The sequence below is a fragment of the Streptomyces ortus genome, assembly GCF_026341275.1.
Taxonomy (GTDB): domain Bacteria; phylum Actinomycetota; class Actinomycetes; order Streptomycetales; family Streptomycetaceae; genus Streptomyces; species Streptomyces ortus.
This window is the reverse complement of sequence record NZ_JAIFZO010000002.1, coordinates 6,510,013-6,526,906: the sequence shown is the minus strand read 5'-3', so window position 1 is coordinate 6,526,906 and position 16,894 is coordinate 6,510,013. Positions and strand designations below refer to the sequence as shown.

The window sequence follows — 16,894 nt, the reverse complement described above, 5'->3', positions numbered from 1 at the left end:
ACAACAGCTCGGCCGAGCGGGACCCGGGGCTCTCCACCGCCCCGACTCTGGATGGGGGCGCGGCAATTCATGCCGCGCCCCCATCCAGTTCGAACCACACCGCTTTCCCCACCCCGTGCATGCGTACGCCCCACGCGTCGGCGAGCGACTGCACCAGGATCAGCCCCCTGCCGTGCGTGCCCTCGTCGGGGTCCGGTATGCGCAGCCTCGGCCTGCGTCCCTCGAAGTCCCGTACCTCCACCCGCAGTCCGCGCGGGCCGATGGTCGCCGTGAACAGGGCCTCCTGGTCGGTGTGGACGAGCGCGTTGGTCACGATCTCGCTGGTGAGCAGTTCCGCCGTCTCGGACCTGCCGGGCCTGCCCCAGTGGGCGAGCTGCTGCCGCAGCGCCCGGCGGACCTCGGGCACGGCCCGCAGATCGCAGCGCCGGAGCCTGCGCCTTAGCTGCGCCAGGCCTTCCTGAAGCCCTTGCTGATCGAGTGCCGTCTCCGCCGTCATCGCCGTGATCGCCGCGTCGTCCACGGTCGTGGCCGCGTTCACCGTCTCCGCCGAGAAGGCCCCGGATAAGACGGGACCGCCTCCTCGCGCATACCTCTTCATGACCCCCGCCGCTCTCGGTACCCCTCCTGCTCGAACACGTTCACGGAATGCATGCCCCGCCGGGAAACCCGGCAGTCATGTCGATTCCTCAACCATGGCCGTCACGTGGCTCGTTGACGGTCGTACGACGTGGGCTGTCCAGTGGCGACAGCCGCCCGAGAGCCGCCCGAGAAGTCCTCGGGAGGGTGCCGTCGACGGCGAGAAGTGGTGAGCAGGTCGCGGGCGGCGGACGCCGACGGGCGCGTGCCGTGCGGCGCGTTGCGTACGCTTCCGCCGGGACGGCCGGAGAACGTACTGGTGACGCGGGGGGGGTCCGGTCGGGCGGCGGACTGTCCAGGGCGCACGGATCGCCGGCCAGGGTGGGGCGACCCCGCCGACGGCCTCCCCCGCCGGTCGCGGCCCGGCCGGGGAGGCGGCCCCCGCGCGGGGGGCGACGCCGTCCAACTGCCGGGCGGGGCAGGGATGTACCGGACGGGCGCACACCGCTTCGCGCCTCTGTCTCCGGCTGGCGGAACGGTCGTCGGCGCTCGGTCCATCTGCCGACAGCCACCTGCCGCACCGGCCGTACACCGGTCGGCCGATGGCTGTCGAGGGCCTGCGGGCCCCGGGGGCCAAGGGCCCAAGGGCCTGCGGGCCCGCGGTGCTTCTGTGCCTACTGGTCCTACGTGGCCTACGTGGCCTACTTCACCCTCTTTCCCTATTTGGCCTACTTGCTGCCGATCCCCTTGTCCCCGATGTGGATGATCTCGTGGTCACGGTTCATGTCGACGACGAGCTTGGTCGTGGTCCTGTCGCCCCAGGTCATGGTCACGACCGCTTCCGAGCGGTCCGCCTTGCCGTTGTCGGTGACCGTCCACTTCGCCGGTACGTTCTGGGCCCGCAGGACGCCGTCCGCGTGGTTCGCGTCCTCCCAGGCCGCGATCTCCTTGAGGTAGTCGGCGTCCACGTAGTACTTACGGAGCTCGGTGACCAGGTCTCCGCCCTCGCCCGGCCCGCTCTGCGCGTCGATGTACGCGCCGTAGAAGTCGGCGATCCGGGTCACCGAGTTCGACGGCTGCCCGCTGACCGAGCGGAACGCGGCGGTCCGTGCCGTCGCGTCGGCCGAGGTCGCCTCGGCCGACGCGGTGATCCCGAGCGGCAGGGCGGTCGCGACGACGAGGCCGGCGACCAGAGCGGCACGGCGTCCCCTCCGGCGGCCGGTGGCACCGCTGTTACGGGTGTGACTGGTGCTGTCGGCGCTGCTGCTGGTGTAGCCGGTGGCGCTGCTGCCGTTGCTGCTGTTGTTGCTGTTCATCGGTCCGTACTCCCCGTTCTGGTGCTCTTCGCAGGTCATGTCCGGCGCGGTGGTCGGTCGCGCCGATTGGGGCCGCCCTCTCGACCCCCGTCGCGTGAGGGCGGCCCCGGCTTCGGTGGCGGTCAGTAGAGCTTGTTGACCGCGGTGGTCGTCGTCTTCTTGAAGGCCTTCACCGGCGCGTCGGAGAAGTCGCCCATCTGACCCCACTTCACGACGGTGACGGCCCGGCCGTCCCGGCCGACCGCGTAGAGGTTGATGTCGGTGGCGCCCCACGAGGTGTTGGTGTGCACCCCGTAGACGTGCGCGCCCTCCTCGACCGGCAGCGTGCCGTAGTCCTTCAGGGTGGCCTCGATCTCGGGGTCGGCCTGCTCGGCCTTGGCCGCACAGGCCTTGATCTCCTTGTTCAGCCGCTTGGCGAGGGCATCGGCCTTCGCGTTGCTGCCGACGACGATGGTCAGCTGCTGGGCGTTGGTCTCCAGGTCGGTCCGGAAGTCCCGGTACGAGGAGTCGTAGCCCGGCAGCGCGTCCTCCAGGCAGAACGCCAGCTCGTCCGGCACACCGGGCGTGACCTTGCCGGCCGTCCAGGCGGACGAGGGGTGCGGCGGCAGCTGGGAGGCCGACAGGAACTTGGGCGTGCCGCTCGACGTCACCGAGGCGGGTACCGCGTCCGGCACCGATGCGGGTGCCGAGGTGTTCACGACGGCACCGGCCGGCCCGGCGAGTACCGTACCGACGGCGACGGCCGCGGCGGCGAGTGCGGTGAACGCCGCGCCTCGTGTGTGCTTGCTCATTTCATGTCCCCCTGGGTCCGAATGCCTGCACGATCCGTGTGCAGGGCCGATCTGTGTGCACGGCCGTTGTCCGTGCATGGCCGTTGTCCGTGCATGGCCGTTGTCCGTGCATGGCCGTTCTGTGTGCAGGGCGAACCGCCCGCACAAGTGGTGGGTTTTGTCGCGAGGGCCCGTCGTGGGCTGCCGCCGGCTGGTCGGCCCGGCGGCGGTCGGTGCGACACCAGAAGCATCAGCCGTCACTCGGGGCATGCGCAACAGGCGACGCCGTTTCCGCCGCGGTGGAACCATCCCATCCCCCCTGACGTGCAGGTATATGGAGTGCCTGGGATGCTCGTCCGGGCCGGGACAGGCCCCTCGGCGGGGGCGACGACCAGTACCGACGACCAGTACGGGGGAACGGTGGCGACTCGGGACGAGGACGTCGAGGAGTTCGCGGCACTGCTGAGACGTCTGAAGGCACGGACGGACCGCAGTTACGGTGCCCTGGCGCGCCGCGTGAGCATGAACACCTCGACGCTGCACCGCTACTGCGCAGGCGACGCGGTGCCGCTCGACTTCGCGCCCGTGGAGCGGTTCGCCGCACTGTGCGGGGCGACGCCGGAGGAGCGGCTCGAACTGCACCGCCGGTGGATCCTGGCGGTCGCGGCCCGACAACGGCCCCGTACGCCCGGCCCTTCGGAGACCCCGGCCACGGACACGGCGGAAGAGGCGGCGGCGGAGGCGACGGAGGACACGGCGGCGGACGGGGACGCGCAGCCGAGTGAGGCGGTCCCCGCCCTCGCCGCGCGCCCCCGCCCCTCCTGGTACCGGCGGCGGATCACCGTCACGGTCGCGGCGGCGTCCGCGCTGCTTCTCACGCTGGGCAGCCTGTCGGCTCTCTCCGGCGACCGCTCCTCCGACGACGCCTCCGGGAGCGTCCGCCCGTCTCCCACGACGGCCACCTCGGACGCCCGCCACCGCGCGTCGACGAGCCCGTCCCCCAGTGGGAGCAGCCCGTCGGCCAGTACCACGGGCAAGGCGTCCGAGTCCCCCGGTAGCGGCGGGCCCTCGCGTTCGAAGGGCGCGAAGGACACCAAGGGCACGAAGCAGAAGGCCGACGGCGGCGCCGCCGTCTCCGCACCCCTGACCTGGACCGCGAACTCGCAGGCGTGGAAGCTCGGCTGCGGCCACGACTACGTCATCCGCAAGGACCCGGGGCAGGTTCCGCCGCCACCGGCCCCGCAGGACGCCGGTACCTGGGCGGCGACCCAGGGCGCGGTGCACGGACGGCAGACGAACGTGGAGATCTCTGTGCAGGGCCGGACCTCGACCGCCGTCGTCCTGACGGATCTGCGGGTCCGGGTGGTCGGCCGCACCGCCCCCGATCCGGGCACCGTCTACGCCATGGACCAGGGCTGCGGCGGTTCGATCACCCCGCGCTCCTTCGCCGTCGACCTGGACAAGGACCGGCCGATCGCCCGCGCGGTGCCCGGCAACGACACCGGCACGCCGATCCCCGCCGTGCGCATGCCCTACCGGGTGTCGGCCTCGGATCCGGAGGTCCTGCTGGTCGAGGCGCAGACGGAGACCTGCGGCTGCGACTGGTACCTGGAGCTCGACTGGTCCTCCGAGGGGCGCACCGGCACGGTCCGTATCGACGACCACGGCCGGCCGTTCCGTACGAGCGCCACCAAGGGCCTGCCGCGCTACTGGTACGGAACGGAGGGCTCGGAACGCAAGTGGGTCCCCGCCGACTGACGACGGGACACGCCAAGGCCAGGACCCGTTACGATCAGGACACGCTACGGCCAGGACACGCTACGGCCGGGGCACGTTACGGAGGTTCGAGCGGGCCATCTGCGCCATGCGGCCCACTCCCCCGTCGAGGACGATCTTCGACGCCGACAATGCGAAGCCCGTCACCATCTCCTTGCTGATCTTCGGCGGGATGGACAGGGCGTTCGGGTCGGTGACGACGTCGATGAGCGCGGGGCCCTTGTGCCGGAAGGCGTCCTTCAGGGCGCCCGCCAGCTCCTTGGGCTTCTCGACGCGCACGCCGTAGGCACCGCAGGCCCGTGCGACGGCGGCGAAGTCGGGGTTCTTGTTGCTCGTCCCGTACGCCGGCAGCCCGCCGACCATCATCTCCAGCTCGACCATGCCCAGCGAGGAGTTGTTGAAGAGGACGACCTTCACCGGCAGGTCGTACTGGACGAGGGTGAGGAAGTCGCCCATCAGCATGGAGAATCCGCCGTCGCCCGACATCGACACGACCTGGCGGCCCCGGTCGGTGAACTGGGCGCCGATGGCCTGCGGCAGCGCGTTCGCCATGGAGCCGTGCGAGAAGGAACCGATGATGCGGCGGCGGCCGTTGGGCGTGATGTAGCGGGCCGCCCATACGTTGCACATACCGGTGTCGACGGTGAACACGGCGTCGTCGTCGGCGAGTTCGTCGAGCACGGAGGCCACGTACTCCGGGTGGATCGGGACGTGCTTGTCGACCTTGCGTGTATAGGCCTTGACCACGCCGTCGAGCGCCGCCGAGTGCTTCTTGAGCATCTTGTCGAGGAAGCGGCGGTTGCTCTTCGGGCTCACCTTCGGGGTCAGGCAGCGCAGGGTCTCCTTCACGTCACCCCACACCGCGAGGTCCAGCTTCGAGCGGCGCCCGAGCCGCTCGGGCCGCACATCGACCTGCGCGATCTTGACGTCGTCGGGGAGGAAGGCGTTGTACGGGAAGTCGGTGCCCAGCAGGATCAGCAGATCGCACTCGTGGGTGGCCTCGTAGGCGGCGCCGTACCCGAGGAGTCCGCTCATACCGACGTCGTACGGGTTGTCGTACTGGATCCATTCCTTGCCGCGCAGGGCGTGCCCGACCGGGGACTTGATCTTCTCCGCGAACTCCATGACCTCGGCGTGCGCCCCCGCCGTGCCGCTGCCGCAGAAGAGCGTGACCTTGTCGGCCTCGTCGATCATCGCGGCGAGCTGTTCGATCTCGGTGTCGCCCGGGCGGACGGTGGGGCGGGAGGTGACGAGGGCGGTCACCGCGGCCTTGTCCGGGGCGGGTTCGTCGGCGATGTCACCCGGCAGCGTCACCACGCTCACGCCGCCCTGGCCGATCGCGTGCTGGATGGCAGTCTGCAGCAGGCGGGGCATCTGCTGCGGACTGGAGATCATCTCGCTGTAGTGGCTGCACTCGCGGAACAGCTGGTCGGGGTGGGTCTCCTGGAAGAAACCGAGGCCGATCTCACTCGACGGGATGTGCGAGGCGAGGGCGAGCACGGGGGCCATGGAGCGGTGGGCGTCGTACAGGCCGTTGATGAGGTGCAGGTTTCCCGGGCCGCAGGAGCCCGCGCAGGCGGCGAGGCCGCCGGTGATCTGGGCCTCGGCGCCCGCGGCGAAGGCGGCCGTCTCCTCGTGGCGGACGTGGATCCAGTCGATGGCGGAGTTGCGTCGGATCGCGTCGACGACCGGGTTGAGGCTGTCGCCGACGACCCCGTACAGGCGTTTGACGCCGGCGCGGACGAGGATGTCGATGAACTGCTCGGCGACGTTCTGCTTGGCCATGAGTCACACGCCCTTTGCTGTCGACCGCGGACGACCGCGCCGAAGACCGCCGACGTCTTTCGACGACCGTTGTCATTCGCTGTCATTCGCTGTCACGGGATCCCTTCAGGTCCCATCTGTTCACAACGGGCGCGGTTACGCCTCCCAAACGGCGGCGGCTGTCCGGTCGTCCGCGTACCCCTTGACCCGGACCGTGCTGTCCGCGAGGAACGCGGCGACGCCGGGCGGTTCGCTCCGCGACCAGCGGGAGGTGAGGTGTTCGACCAGGCGCGGCTCGCCGCGCAGGGGTTCGGCGAGACCGCCGCTGCACAGCAGGAGCGTGTCACCCGGGCGGGCGACGGAGGCCCGGAAGCGGAAGGGGTCGCGGGGCGGTGGTTCGGGCGCCGGTTCGTACGGGCTCGGGGGTGTGGTGATGCCCAGGTCCATGGTGAGGCGGTCGCCGTCGGGCGTCTCGTGCGGCGTGCCGGGATGTGTGCCGTGCGGCGTTCCTTGCGGCGTCCCTGGGGGCAGGGAGCCGAAGCCGACGACGGCCTCGCCCGTGGCGTCGGCGACGCGCGGTTCGATGTCCTGCCACTCGCCGTCCCGCAGTCGGAAGAGGCCTCCCGCCCCCACGCCGAAGAAGACGCGCGTACGGCACTCGGGGTCGGCGGGCAGGAGCAGGCAGCGCAGGCTCGCGGTGTACTCCTCGGGTCGGACGCCGCGCTCAACTGCGCCGGCCCTCAGTCTGCCGAGGCTGCGGTCGGTGAGGCGGTGCAGCCCCGACTTCAGATCGCCGCGCCGGGCGGCCCTGATGTCCTGGGCCAGCCGGGCGTGGCTGCGGCCCACGGCCCTGCCGATCCAGTGGCAGGCCTCGGCCGCGGCGCGATGGGCGTCGGGGGTGGCGCGGGCGCCGGTCGCCATGGCGACCAGGACGAGCGCGTCGTCGCCGGTGCCGAAGCGGGCCGTGAGCAGGGAGTCCCTGCGGGGCTCGCCCCGGAACCGGGCGGAGTCGCCGCGCACGGACACGGCGCGCAGGGTGTACGTGCCGTACGACGCCCCGTCCAGCACGGTGTCGGCCACGATGTCGTCGAGGTCGTCCGGTTCGGCGGGCGGCTGGGCGGTTGGTTCGGCGTCGTAGGTGGGCGGGCCGGAGCCGACGTGGTCGAGGGGGGTGGGGGTGTCGGGCACGTCCAGGACAGGCGGGTCGGTGGGCGGGTCGGCGGGGATGTCGAGGAGGGTGTCGGCGGGGGGCGGGGCGGCGGAGGGGTGCGGCTGCTCGTCGGGGCCTGCCGCCGCCGAGGCCGGCGGGGGGCCTTCCGTGGACATGGCGGTGGGGAAGGTGACCGGGCCCGGGGGGTCCGCGGGCGGGGCCTCCCAGGGGGCCCGCTGCCGCTGGAGTCCGCTGCGTCGAAGTGGGTCTGTGCTGGGCCGTCGGCGGGGCCGGGTCGCGCGGGTCGGCGGGGGCGCTGCCGCTGCCGTGCGCTTGCGAGGCGAAGGGCCCGCTCGAGGCCACCAGGGTGGGGGCATCTTCTCCACGCTGCCCCGGTGGCCGGTGGCCCAGCGGGCGGGGTGCCGGGTGCGGGCGCTGTGGGGCTGGCCGCGCAGTTCCCCGCGCCCCTGAGGTGGCACCGCACTAGGCCCGCCCTCAGGCGCACGCCGTGGAGGCTGAAGCATCGCGCAGTTCCCCGCGCCCCCGAGGCGGCACCACCAGGCCCGCCCTCAGGTGCAGGCCGTGAGGGCTGAGCGTCGCGCAGTTCCCCGCGCCCCTGAGGTAGCACCGCGCCAGGCCCGCCCTCAGGTGCAGGCCGTGAGGAGCTGAGCATCGCGCAGTTCCGCCCCCGGGCGGCGTCACACCAGGCCCGCCCTCAGGCGCAGGCCGTGGGCTGAGCATCGCGCAGTTCCCCCGCGCCCCTGACGGGGCTCGGGGGGGTTGGCCGGGGGTCTGGGGTGGGGGTGGGGTGAGTGTGTCTGTTGCCGAGGCGAAGCGGTCGTCCAGGGAGTCCGGTGCGGGTGCCGGCCCCGTGTCCCCCGTGGCGTCGTCGTACAGCTGCCCCCACCAGTCGTCCTGCTGACCGGTCGGCCTCTCCCCCTGCTGGCTCATGCCCATAATTGTCCACCGCCGAGGCCCGATGAAAACGGGGCATCGGGAAAAACCAGCGATACGGGACCGCCGGGCAGTCCCACCCCCCACGGGAGAACCACCCGGCGGCGCCTGTGTGACCGGGCCCGGCGGCCCGCGTCACGGTCTGGGCGGCCGGCCCTTCACGGAACCGACCCCTCCGGCCCCGGATGTGCCTCGCACAGTCGGGGCCAGGCTGTGCACCGGACGGGTTCCACCTGCCGTCCCGTTCATCCGTCTCCGCCCCGATCCGCCGGTCAATGGCCGGTCCTCGTCGGTCCGCGCCCCTCCGCGCCCCTCCGCGCCCGTCCGCGCCGGCGCCGGGCCACGTACCGTCCCGGCGCCACCTTGGCAGAGACACGGACGGTACGGCGATGATGTGCCGAGGCGGTTTTACGCCGTGGCCGTTTTCCGCCACGGCCGGTGTTCGGGGAGGGGCGGCGCCGCATGCTCGGAACGACAGGTCTGGCAGCACTGGGACTGGACGACACGCACGAGTCGGCGTACCGGGCCCTGGTGTCCGTGGGCGCCGCCGACGTGCCCGATCTCGCGCGGCGGCTCACGCTCGGCGAGCACGACACCGAACGCGCGCTGCGCAGACTCGAACGGCACGGCCTGGCCGCCCAGTCCTCGGCGCGCTCCGGCCGCTGGGTCGCCGCGCCGCCCGGCGTCGCGCTCGGCGCGCTGCTCACCCAGCGGCGCCACGAGCTGGACCAGGCCGAACTGACGGCCGCCCTGCTCGCCGAGGAATACCGCGCGCAGGCCACCGAACCCGCCGCCGTCGACCTGGTGGAGGTGGTGACCGGCGCCGCCGCGGTCGCCCAGCGCTTCCTGCAGCTCCAGCTCGGCGCGAACGACGAGGTGTGCGCCCTGGTCACCGGCAACCCCGTCGTCGTCTCCGGGACGGACAACGACGCGGAGGAGCAGGCCGCCGGCCGCGGCGTCCGCTACCGCGTGGTCGTCGAGCGGTCGGTCCTGCACCTGCCGGGCGGCATCGCCGAACTGTCCGCGGCCCTCGGGCGTGACGAGCGCGTACGGGTCGTGGACGAGGTGCCGACCAAGCTGGTGATCGTCGACCGGTCCCTCGCCATGGTGCCGCTGACCTCGCAGGTCGTCGAACCCGCCGCACTCGTCGTCCACGCGAGCGGGCTGCTCGAATCCCTGTCGGGTCTGTTCGAGTCGGTGTGGCGGGACGCCCTGCCCCTGCGGCTCGGCGCGCCCGGTACGCCCGGCGGGCCCGCCACCGTCGTCGAGGAGGAGCGGGACGGGCCGGACGGCACCGATCTGGAGATCCTGTCCCTGCTCCTCGCGGGGCTGACCGACGCGAGCGTCGCCAAACAGCTCGACCTGGGGCTGCGGACCGTACAGCGCCGGGTGAAGCGGCTGATGGAGCTGACGGGCGTCACCACCCGCCTCCAGCTCGGCTGGCACACGTACGAGAAGGGCTGGGTGGCCCGCGGCCCGCAGGAGGTGCAGCCCGCGGCACCGGTACCGACAGCGGCAGCGGCACCGGCACCGGCACCGGCACCGGACTGACCTGCGGGTCATGCCGTTCTGAGGCACCCTGGGCAGATGGGAGCGTGGGAACTCCTGCTGGTCGGTGTGGTGATGCTGCTCGGCCTGAGCGGAGTGCTGGTGCCCGGCGCGCCGGGGTCGTGGCTCGTCTGGGCCGCGGTCCTGTGGTGGGCGTTCGAGGATCCCCGGGCGCTCTCCTGGGGTGTGCTCGTGGGCGCCACCGCCGTCCTCCTCGTCGCCCACGTGATCCGCTGGTGGCTGCCGCCGCGCACTCTGCGGGCGAGCGGCGCGACCCCCCGAATGGCGGTGTACGCGGGTGTCGGCGCCCTTCTCGGCTTCTTCCTGGTGCCGGTGCTCGGCGCGATCCCCGGTTTTCTCGGTGGCGCCTACCTCGCCGAACGGCTGCGGCTCGGCGGCCACGGGGACGCGATGACGTCCGTACGCAGGGTGTTGCGCCGGGGCGGGACGAGTGTGCTGGTGGAGCTGTTCGCGTGTCTGCTGATCGCGGGGGCATGGCTGGGAGCCGTCGTCCGGGGCTGACGCCCGGCGCCGGGGCCCGCCCCCGCCCTGGGTCACCGCGCGGGGCCGGCCAGGTCCATGAGGTCGATGCTGTCGGCCAGGGCCCGCATGCCCGCGTCGTTGAAGTGCAGGTGGTCCCCGGGATCGTAGGCGGCCCGCAGCCGGTCCGGCCGGGACGGGTCGCGGACCACGGCGTCGAAGTCGGCGACCGCGTCGAACACGCCCCCGCCGCGAATGAGCCGGTTGACCGCCCGGCGTACGCGCTCGCGGGCCGCCGTGTGACCGCCGTGGCCGCCGAACGGGGTGATCGTGGCGCCGACGACCCGGATCCCGCGGGCGTGGGCGCGCCGGACGAGCTCGCGGTACGCGGCGACGAGGGCGGCCGGGTCGGTCTGGTCCGGCGTGCCCTTGATGTCGTTGACGCCCTCCAGCACGATCAGCGTGCGCACCCCGGTGCGGGAGAGTACATCGGCGTCGAACCGGGCCGACGCGCTGGGCCCGCGCCCTTCGCGCAGGAGCCGGTTGCCGGCGACACCCGCGTTCAGTACGCCCTGCCGACGGCCGGGCGGCAGCGCGCGGAGCCGCTCGGCGAGCCGGTCGGGCCAGCGGCGGTTGGCGTTCGGTGTCGAGCCGGAGCCGTCGGTGAGCGAGTCGCCGAGCGCGACCACGCTGCCGGGAGCCTGCGGACGGAGTACGTCGACGCCGGTCACGTAGTACCAGGAGGTGGTCGTGGCCCTGTACCCCGCGCCGCCCACCTCCGCGGCGCGATTGCCGTCCAGGGCGAGGAAGTTGGTCTGCAGTGCGTCGCGGTGGTAGGTCGCGGGGCCCGAGTCGCCGGGGGTGTGGAGGGTGACGAGGAGGTTCGCGGCGGCGGGCACGTTCAGCGGGAGGGGGTCGCTGACGACGTCCCGGCCGGCCGGCACGGTGATCTTCTTCCGGCCGCCGAAGGTGAGGGCGCGCATGGTGCCGGAGACGGCCTTCGGGCTCTTGGGCGCGTTCGGCCGTTGCCTGGCGACAGTGGCGGCGCCCAGCACCAGCGGCAGGGTGCCGAGCCGGTTGGACACGCGGACGCGGACGGCCGTACCGCCGACGCTCGTACGGACGACGTTGCGGATCGAGGCGCCGGGGAGCGGAGCGGCGGTGCCGGAGGCGGCGGCCTCCCAGCTGCCGGTCCAGTGCCCGGGGGCGGCCGGCGCACCCGGGCGATCGGGGGCGGCCGGGGGTCCGCCGTGGGCCGCGGCCGTGCCGAGCATCGTGAGTGCCAGCGCGCCGGCCACGGCGGTCAGGGCCCGGCAGGCGTCTCTTCGTCCGACCTCGGCCATGCGTTCCTGCCTTCCACCGATGGAGCCCGAATGAGGGCCGCGGGGTACAGGTGCCGGGGCCCGGGGTCAGGATCCGGTGCGCGGGGCGCGGAAACCGTGTTTGGCTGCTGACATGACCGCATTCAGTGAAGCCGAACGGGCGTACCTAAAATCCCAGCGGCTGGGCCGCCTGGCCACCGTCGACCAGCACGGCCAGCCGCAGGCGAACCCGGTCGGCTTCTTTCCGCAGGACGACGGGACGATCCTCATCGGCGGTTATGCCATGGGGACCACCAAGAAGTGGCGCAATCTCCAGAAGAATCCGAAGGTCGGTCTCGTCATCGACGACATCGTCAGCCTGCGGCCCTGGAAGGTGCGCGGGGTGGACATCCGCGGGGAGGCCGAGCTGCTGACCGGTCCGCACGAGTTGGGCCCGCACTTCAGCGAGGAGCTGATCCGCGTCCGTCCTCGCCGGATCCACAGCTGGGGTCTGGAGGAGGAGTAGCAGCCGCGGACGGCCTGCGCCCGCCCGGCACCCACCCGACACCGGCCCGCCCCGGGCCCGGCGGCCCCTCAGCGGTCTTCGGGGGTTTCGAGGGTGAGGAGTTGGACCTTGCGCTCAAGCCCGCCCGCGTACCCGGTGAGGGACCCGTCGGCGCCGATCACCCGATGGCACGGGCGCACGATCAGCAGCGGATTGGCGCCGATCGCTCCGCCGACGGCCCGCACCGCGATGCGCGAGGCACCGATCCGCGCGGCGATCTCACCGTACGTGGTGGTCGTGCCGTAGGGGACGGAGTCGAGCGCGTCCCAGACCTTCTCGCGGAACTCGGTGCCGCTTGTCCGCGTCGGCAGCCGGAACTCCTTGAGTTCACCGGCGAAGTAGGCGGCGAGCTGCCGCTCGGCCTCCGCGAAGAGTTCGGGCGCGTGCCGCCAGTCGGGACCGACCGTGCGTCCGCCCTTCTGGCCGGGCACGGACAGGGAGGTCAGGACTCCCGACTCGTCGGCGGTGAGGAGGAGTTCACCGACGGGGCTGGCGAGGGTGGTGTGGTACGTGGTCACTTGTCGTCGCTTTCCGGCTGCCGGGCAGCCGTTTCGAGGTGCCGCAGCGCGTAGGAGCGCCACGGCCGCCAGGTGTCGGGGACCGGCTCTTCGGGCGGGCCCACGTCGGGGTCGCCGAGCGCACGGGTACGGATGACGGCCACGACGTGCGCGTCGAGGCCGGGCAGGGTGTTCAGGGCGGCCCGGGCCGCCTGCCGGTCGGCGCCCGGGTCGAGCCGCAGACCGCCGTCCGCGAGGGCCGCGGCGAGGGCGCCCAGGGTGGAGCCCGCCCCCACCAGGGCGGCGGGCTCGGGGAAGACGTGCGTGAGCGTCCCGCAGGGCGAGTCCAGCGCTTTCCCGTACGCCTGTACGAGCCGCGCGGCCTCGCGGGGTCCGACGAGCGCGCGTACGGCCAGTTCCTCCGGGTCGGCGGCGCCGGGCGAGCGCAGCCCCGGCCTGGCGGCGACCAGCGGGGCCAGCCGCGGGTCCGCGCCTAGGCGCTCGTCCACGGCGTACGGGTCGGCGTCGAGGTCGAAGAGGCGGCGCAGCCGCTGCACGGCGGTGGTGAGGTCGCGCAGGTCGGTGAGGTGGAGTCGGGCGTCGAGCCAGCCGCCGCTGTGGGCGGACGCGTCCGCCGTCCGCTCCCCGACGGCGACGACGCCCGTCCCGTACGGCAGCCGCAGGGTCCGCCGGTAGGTGCGGGACCCGGGGGCACCCGTCACCTCCTCGATGCCCGGTACGGCCTCGGCGCCGAGCAGGTCGAAGACGGCGGCGGCCTGGTACGGGCCGCGGTGGGCGAGGCGCAGCGGGATGCCCGCCGAGGAGGTGGTCGCCGGTCGCGTCCCCTCGCGGTGCGCGGTGCTGCGCAGCCCGGTCGGGGTGGACGCGTACACGGTCCGGATCGTGTCGTTGAACTGGCGCACGCTCGCGAAGCCGGCCGCGAACGCGATCTCGGTGACGGGCAGTCGGGTGGTCTGCAGGAGCACCCGTGCGGTGTGGGCGCGCTGGGCGCGGGCGAGGGCCACCGGGCCCGCGCCCACTTCGGCGGTGAGCTGCCGTTGCACCTGGCGGGCGCTGTAGCCGAGCCGGACGGCGAGCCCGGCGACGCCCTCGCGGTCCACGACGCCGTCGCCGATCATGCGCATCGCGCGTCCCACGACGTCGGCGCGTACGTTCCACTCGGCGGACCCGGGCGCGGCGTCCGGGCGGCACCTGCGGCAGGCCCGGAACCCGGAGCCCTGGGCAGCCGCCGCCGTGGGGTAGTACCGCACGTTCTGGCGCTTCGGCGTCACGGCGGGGCAGCTGGGCCGGCAGTAGATGCCCGTCGTGCGTACGCCGAAGAAGAACGCCCCGTCGAACCGGGCGTCCCGGCTGCGTACGGCTCCGTATCCGGTCTCCTCGTCAATCACCCTTCCAGTCTGCGCCCGCGCCGAGCTGCGGGCTGGCGGATTTCGGACACCGTGCCACCGCCCCGGGGGGGGGGCTCGGGGGGTGGGCGGGTTCGCCCACCCCCCGGTCCCCCGGGCATCTCACTGCCAGGCGCGCTTCCCGCGCTTGGCCTCCATCGCGGCCCGTCCCTCGGCGCCCCGGCGCTTCCACTCCCGCCGCAGTTCGTTGCGCACGCGCACGTCGGTCTTGGCCACGATCCGCTGGTTCTCGCGCAGGAGCTTGCGGTAGCTGTCGAGCCGCCGCTCGGGCAGTACGCCGGATTCGAGCGCGGCCAGCACCGCGCAGCCGGGTTCGGCCACGTGCGCGCAGTCGAGGAACCGGCAGTCCTGGGCGAGTTCCTCGATCTCCGCGAACACCTGGCCGACCCCGCTGCCGGCGTCGAAGAGCCCGACGCCGCGCAGCCCGGGGGTGTCGATCAGCACGCCCCCGCCCGGCAGCACCAGCAGGTTGCGGGTCGTGGTCGTGTGCCGGCCCTTGCCGTCGACGTCACGCGCCGCCCGGACGTCCATGACGTCCTCGCCGATGAGCGCGTTGGCGAGCGTCGACTTGCCGGCTCCGGACTGGCCGAGCAGCACGGAGGTCCCGCCGGACACGACGGCACCGAGCACGTCTAGCCCGTCCCCGCCCGTGGCACTGACCGCCAGCACCTGCACACCCGGCGCGGCGGTCTCCACGTCCTGCACGAGATGCCCCACGCCCGCCGGGTCCGGCACGAGGTCGGCCTTGGTCAGCACGACCAGCGGCTGGGCCCCGGATTCCCAGGCCAGGGCCAGGAAGCGCTCGATCCGGCCGAGGTCGAGTTCCAGCGCGAGGGACACCGCGATGACCGCGAAGTCCACGTTGGCGGCCAGGACCTGCCCTTCCGACCGCTTGGAGGAGGTGGAGCGCACGAAGGCGGTGCGGCGCGGCAGATACGTCCGCACGTAGCGCGGGTTACCGGTGGCTTCGACGGCGACCCAGTCCCCGGTGCACACGACGCGCAGCGGGTCGTGCGGGGTGACGAACGCGGTGTCGGCCCGCACGAGGCCGTCCACGGTGACGACGTCGCACTGACCGCGGTCGACCCGCACGACTCGTCCGGCGAGCAGTCCCTCGGCGTCGAAGGGGGCGAACTCGTCGGCCCATGCGCCGTCCCAGCCGTAGGGCGCGAGCGCGGAGAAAACGGAAGAAGAAGACGAAGAAGTGGAGAGGGAAGTCAAGGGTGACCCTTCACAAGGGCGGCCCCGGCGAGAAGGAGAACAGGTGTGAGGTCAGCCGGTGGCCACGGAGGTGTGGTGGACGATCTTCTGGTTGCGGGCAGCGCCCAGCGCAGAGACAGCCATCGGTCACACCTCCCGTTCCGCACACGGCCGACGGCGGCGGCCGACGGCCACCGCGAGAACGGGTCCAACCCTAGGGGCGCACACCTTCGGGTGCCACCGGTTTTTCGCGTGGGTCAGGCATCCGGCAGGCGGACGCCCGCGGTGACGTCGGAGGCCAGTCGGATCACACTGCCGTCGCGGAGTACTCGTGTCTGGCCGGCCGGTACGGGTTCGCCGTCCGCCCAGGTGCCGTTGGCGGAGTTCTCGTCTCGGAGCCAGGCGGCGCCGTCGGTCGTGAGGCCGACCGTGGCGTGCGTGCGGGAGACGTTGTCGAAGGGGGCGAGCCGGGCGGCCGTGGCCGTGTGGCGGGGGTCGCGGCCCAGGATGATCTGCTGCCCGGGCCGTACCACGATCTCCCCGGTGGTGAAGGTCAGCCGGAGCAGGGTCGCGTCGCGTTCCAGGGTGGTGCGCAGTGCCTCGCCGCGGGGTGCGCCGGGGCGAACGGAGGGCAGTTCGCGCAGGCAGACCATGCATACGAGATCGGCCGTGGTGAGGGACGTCCGACAGTGCGGGCAGGTCGTCCGCTCCGCGGGCGGGGGCGTGGCGGCGGGCTCCCTCGGCGGCGACGCGGGCGGGGCGGCGTCGGTCCTGGCGGTGACGGTGTGCGCCGCGCCCCCGGGAGAGGGCTCGGCGGCGACGGCACGCACCGCGCCCTCCGTGGTAAGCACGGCCCCGCACTCGGGGCAGGCCACTTCGTCCCTGCCCACCTCCGCGTCGCAGTCCGTACAGATCAGGCGGTCCACGTGGTTCCCTCCCATGTCACGCCCCCGGCCTCGGAGGCGGCCTGCCATCGCGCCAGGTCCGCTCGGCGCGGGATGCCGATGACGCGCAGGTCGCCGCCGTCCGCGGTCACCTGGAGGCGGCGTTGCCCGTACCGGTCGAGCGCCTCGGGGCCGTAGCGCTCGCGGCCCAGCGGCGTCAGCGGTACGACCTGTTGGTTGTCGGATCCCCGCAGGGGGCTGCCGGTGTTGCGGCGGGCCACGTAAGGGCCGGCGACTACCGCGTCGCACAGCGTGAGGGCGGGCCCGTACGAGGCTCCGTCCCTCAGCCGGGGCCACGCGTAGCCGGAGAACACCAGAAGGTCGCGGGTGCCCCCGTCGTCGGTGGGCAACTCCCGCAGGCCGTGCAGGAGTTCGGCGAGCGGTCCAGGTTGCTGGAAGGGTTCACCGCCGGAGACGGTGACGCCGTCCAGCGGGCCGGGAAGACGGCGGGTCCAGGCGAGCACGGCCTCGACGTCCGCCTCCGTGTCCGGCCGCGGTTCCCAGGTGTCCCGCGACATGCAGCCGGGGCAGGCCAGCGTGCACCCCTGGACCCACACACCGGCCCGTACGCCGTGCCCGAGCACGGTGACGGGGTGGTGCAACCTGCTGATCGCGAGTTTCGCCAT

General features: G+C 73.1%; 15 protein-coding genes. 4 read left to right on the top strand and 11 right to left on the bottom strand.

Annotation, left to right across the window (positions count from 1 at the left end):
* Window positions 1–67 precede the first annotated feature (67 nt).
* The 3 genes from K3769_RS31890 to K3769_RS31880 form a co-directional block, all read right to left on the bottom strand.
* Complete coding sequence (locus K3769_RS31890; RefSeq protein ID WP_267031619.1) at window positions 68–496, bottom strand: ATP-binding protein; 429 nt, start codon at window positions 494–496, stop codon at window positions 68–70.
* A gap of 808 nt (window positions 497–1,304) precedes the next feature.
* A complete protein-coding gene (locus tag K3769_RS31885; RefSeq protein WP_267029717.1) occupies window positions 1,305–1,892 on the bottom strand; it encodes a hypothetical protein in 588 nt (195 codons plus the stop codon).
* 122 nt (window positions 1,893–2,014) lie between these two features.
* Complete coding sequence (locus K3769_RS31880) at window positions 2,015–2,683, bottom strand: hypothetical protein (RefSeq protein WP_267029716.1); 669 nt, start codon at window positions 2,681–2,683, stop codon at window positions 2,015–2,017.
* Between the two features lie 327 nt (window positions 2,684–3,010).
* Here K3769_RS31880 and K3769_RS31875 point away from each other — a divergent pair, with 327 nt between their 5' ends.
* Window positions 3,011–4,420, top strand: coding sequence for a helix-turn-helix domain-containing protein (locus tag K3769_RS31875; RefSeq protein ID WP_267029715.1), 1,410 nt, complete (start codon window positions 3,011–3,013; stop codon window positions 4,418–4,420).
* 60 nt (window positions 4,421–4,480) lie between these two features.
* Here the strand turns inward: K3769_RS31875 and K3769_RS31870 are convergent, their stop codons facing one another.
* Together K3769_RS31870 and K3769_RS31865 are read right to left on the bottom strand one after the other, a co-directional pair.
* Window positions 4,481–6,223 (bottom strand): pyruvate dehydrogenase, encoded by a 1,743-nt coding sequence (locus tag K3769_RS31870; RefSeq protein WP_267029714.1) that lies wholly within the window; start codon window positions 6,221–6,223, stop codon window positions 4,481–4,483.
* A 135-nt stretch (window positions 6,224–6,358) separates the two neighbouring features.
* A complete protein-coding gene (locus tag K3769_RS31865) occupies window positions 6,359–7,528 on the bottom strand; it encodes a protein phosphatase 2C domain-containing protein (protein ID WP_267029713.1) in 1,170 nt (389 codons plus the stop codon).
* 1,240 nt (window positions 7,529–8,768) lie between these two features.
* Here K3769_RS31865 and K3769_RS31860 point away from each other — a divergent pair.
* Both K3769_RS31860 and K3769_RS31855 read left to right on the top strand, forming a co-directional pair.
* On the top strand, window positions 8,769–9,857 hold the full coding sequence (locus K3769_RS31860) for a helix-turn-helix transcriptional regulator (protein WP_267029712.1): 1,089 nt from the start codon (window positions 8,769–8,771) through the stop codon (window positions 9,855–9,857).
* Window positions 9,858–9,893: 36 nt separating this feature from the next.
* Window positions 9,894–10,376: a DUF456 domain-containing protein gene (locus K3769_RS31855; RefSeq protein ID WP_267029711.1), complete on the top strand. Its 483-nt coding sequence runs from the start codon at window positions 9,894–9,896 to the stop codon at window positions 10,374–10,376.
* Window positions 10,377–10,408: 32 nt separating this feature from the next.
* Here K3769_RS31855 and K3769_RS31850 read toward each other — a convergent pair whose 3' ends face one another.
* Window positions 10,409–11,677, bottom strand: coding sequence for an SGNH/GDSL hydrolase family protein (locus K3769_RS31850; RefSeq protein WP_267029710.1), 1,269 nt, complete (start codon window positions 11,675–11,677; stop codon window positions 10,409–10,411).
* Window positions 11,678–11,789: 112 nt separating this feature from the next.
* Here K3769_RS31850 and K3769_RS31845 point away from each other — a divergent pair, with 112 nt between their 5' ends.
* A complete protein-coding gene (locus tag K3769_RS31845; RefSeq protein WP_267029709.1) occupies window positions 11,790–12,161 on the top strand; it encodes a PPOX class F420-dependent oxidoreductase in 372 nt (123 codons plus the stop codon).
* A 68-nt stretch (window positions 12,162–12,229) separates the two neighbouring features.
* Here K3769_RS31845 and K3769_RS31840 read toward each other — a convergent pair whose 3' ends face one another.
* From K3769_RS31840 to K3769_RS31820, 5 genes are all read right to left on the bottom strand, one after another.
* Window positions 12,230–12,718 carry a methylated-DNA--[protein]-cysteine S-methyltransferase gene (locus tag K3769_RS31840; protein ID WP_267029708.1) on the bottom strand — a complete coding sequence of 163 codons (489 nt, stop codon included), beginning with the start codon at window positions 12,716–12,718 and terminating at the stop codon, window positions 12,230–12,232.
* Window positions 12,715–14,103, bottom strand: a complete 1,389-nt coding sequence (locus K3769_RS31835) for an AlkA N-terminal domain-containing protein (RefSeq protein WP_267031618.1) — start codon at window positions 14,101–14,103, stop codon at window positions 12,715–12,717. Before K3769_RS31835 ends, K3769_RS31840 begins: the two co-directional genes overlap by 4 nt.
* Window positions 14,104–14,226: 123 nt before the next feature.
* Window positions 14,227–15,345: a ribosome small subunit-dependent GTPase A gene (rsgA, locus tag K3769_RS31830; RefSeq protein WP_267029707.1), complete on the bottom strand. Its 1,119-nt coding sequence runs from the start codon at window positions 15,343–15,345 to the stop codon at window positions 14,227–14,229.
* 236 nt (window positions 15,346–15,581) lie between these two features.
* Window positions 15,582–16,250, bottom strand: coding sequence for an FHA domain-containing protein (locus K3769_RS31825; protein ID WP_267029706.1), 669 nt, complete (start codon window positions 16,248–16,250; stop codon window positions 15,582–15,584).
* The gene (locus K3769_RS31820) at window positions 16,238–16,894 is read right to left on the bottom strand and encodes a 4Fe-4S single cluster domain-containing protein (RefSeq protein WP_267029705.1); all 657 of its coding nucleotides are present in this window, start codon (window positions 16,892–16,894) and stop codon (window positions 16,238–16,240) included. Before K3769_RS31820 ends, K3769_RS31825 begins: the two co-directional genes overlap by 13 nt.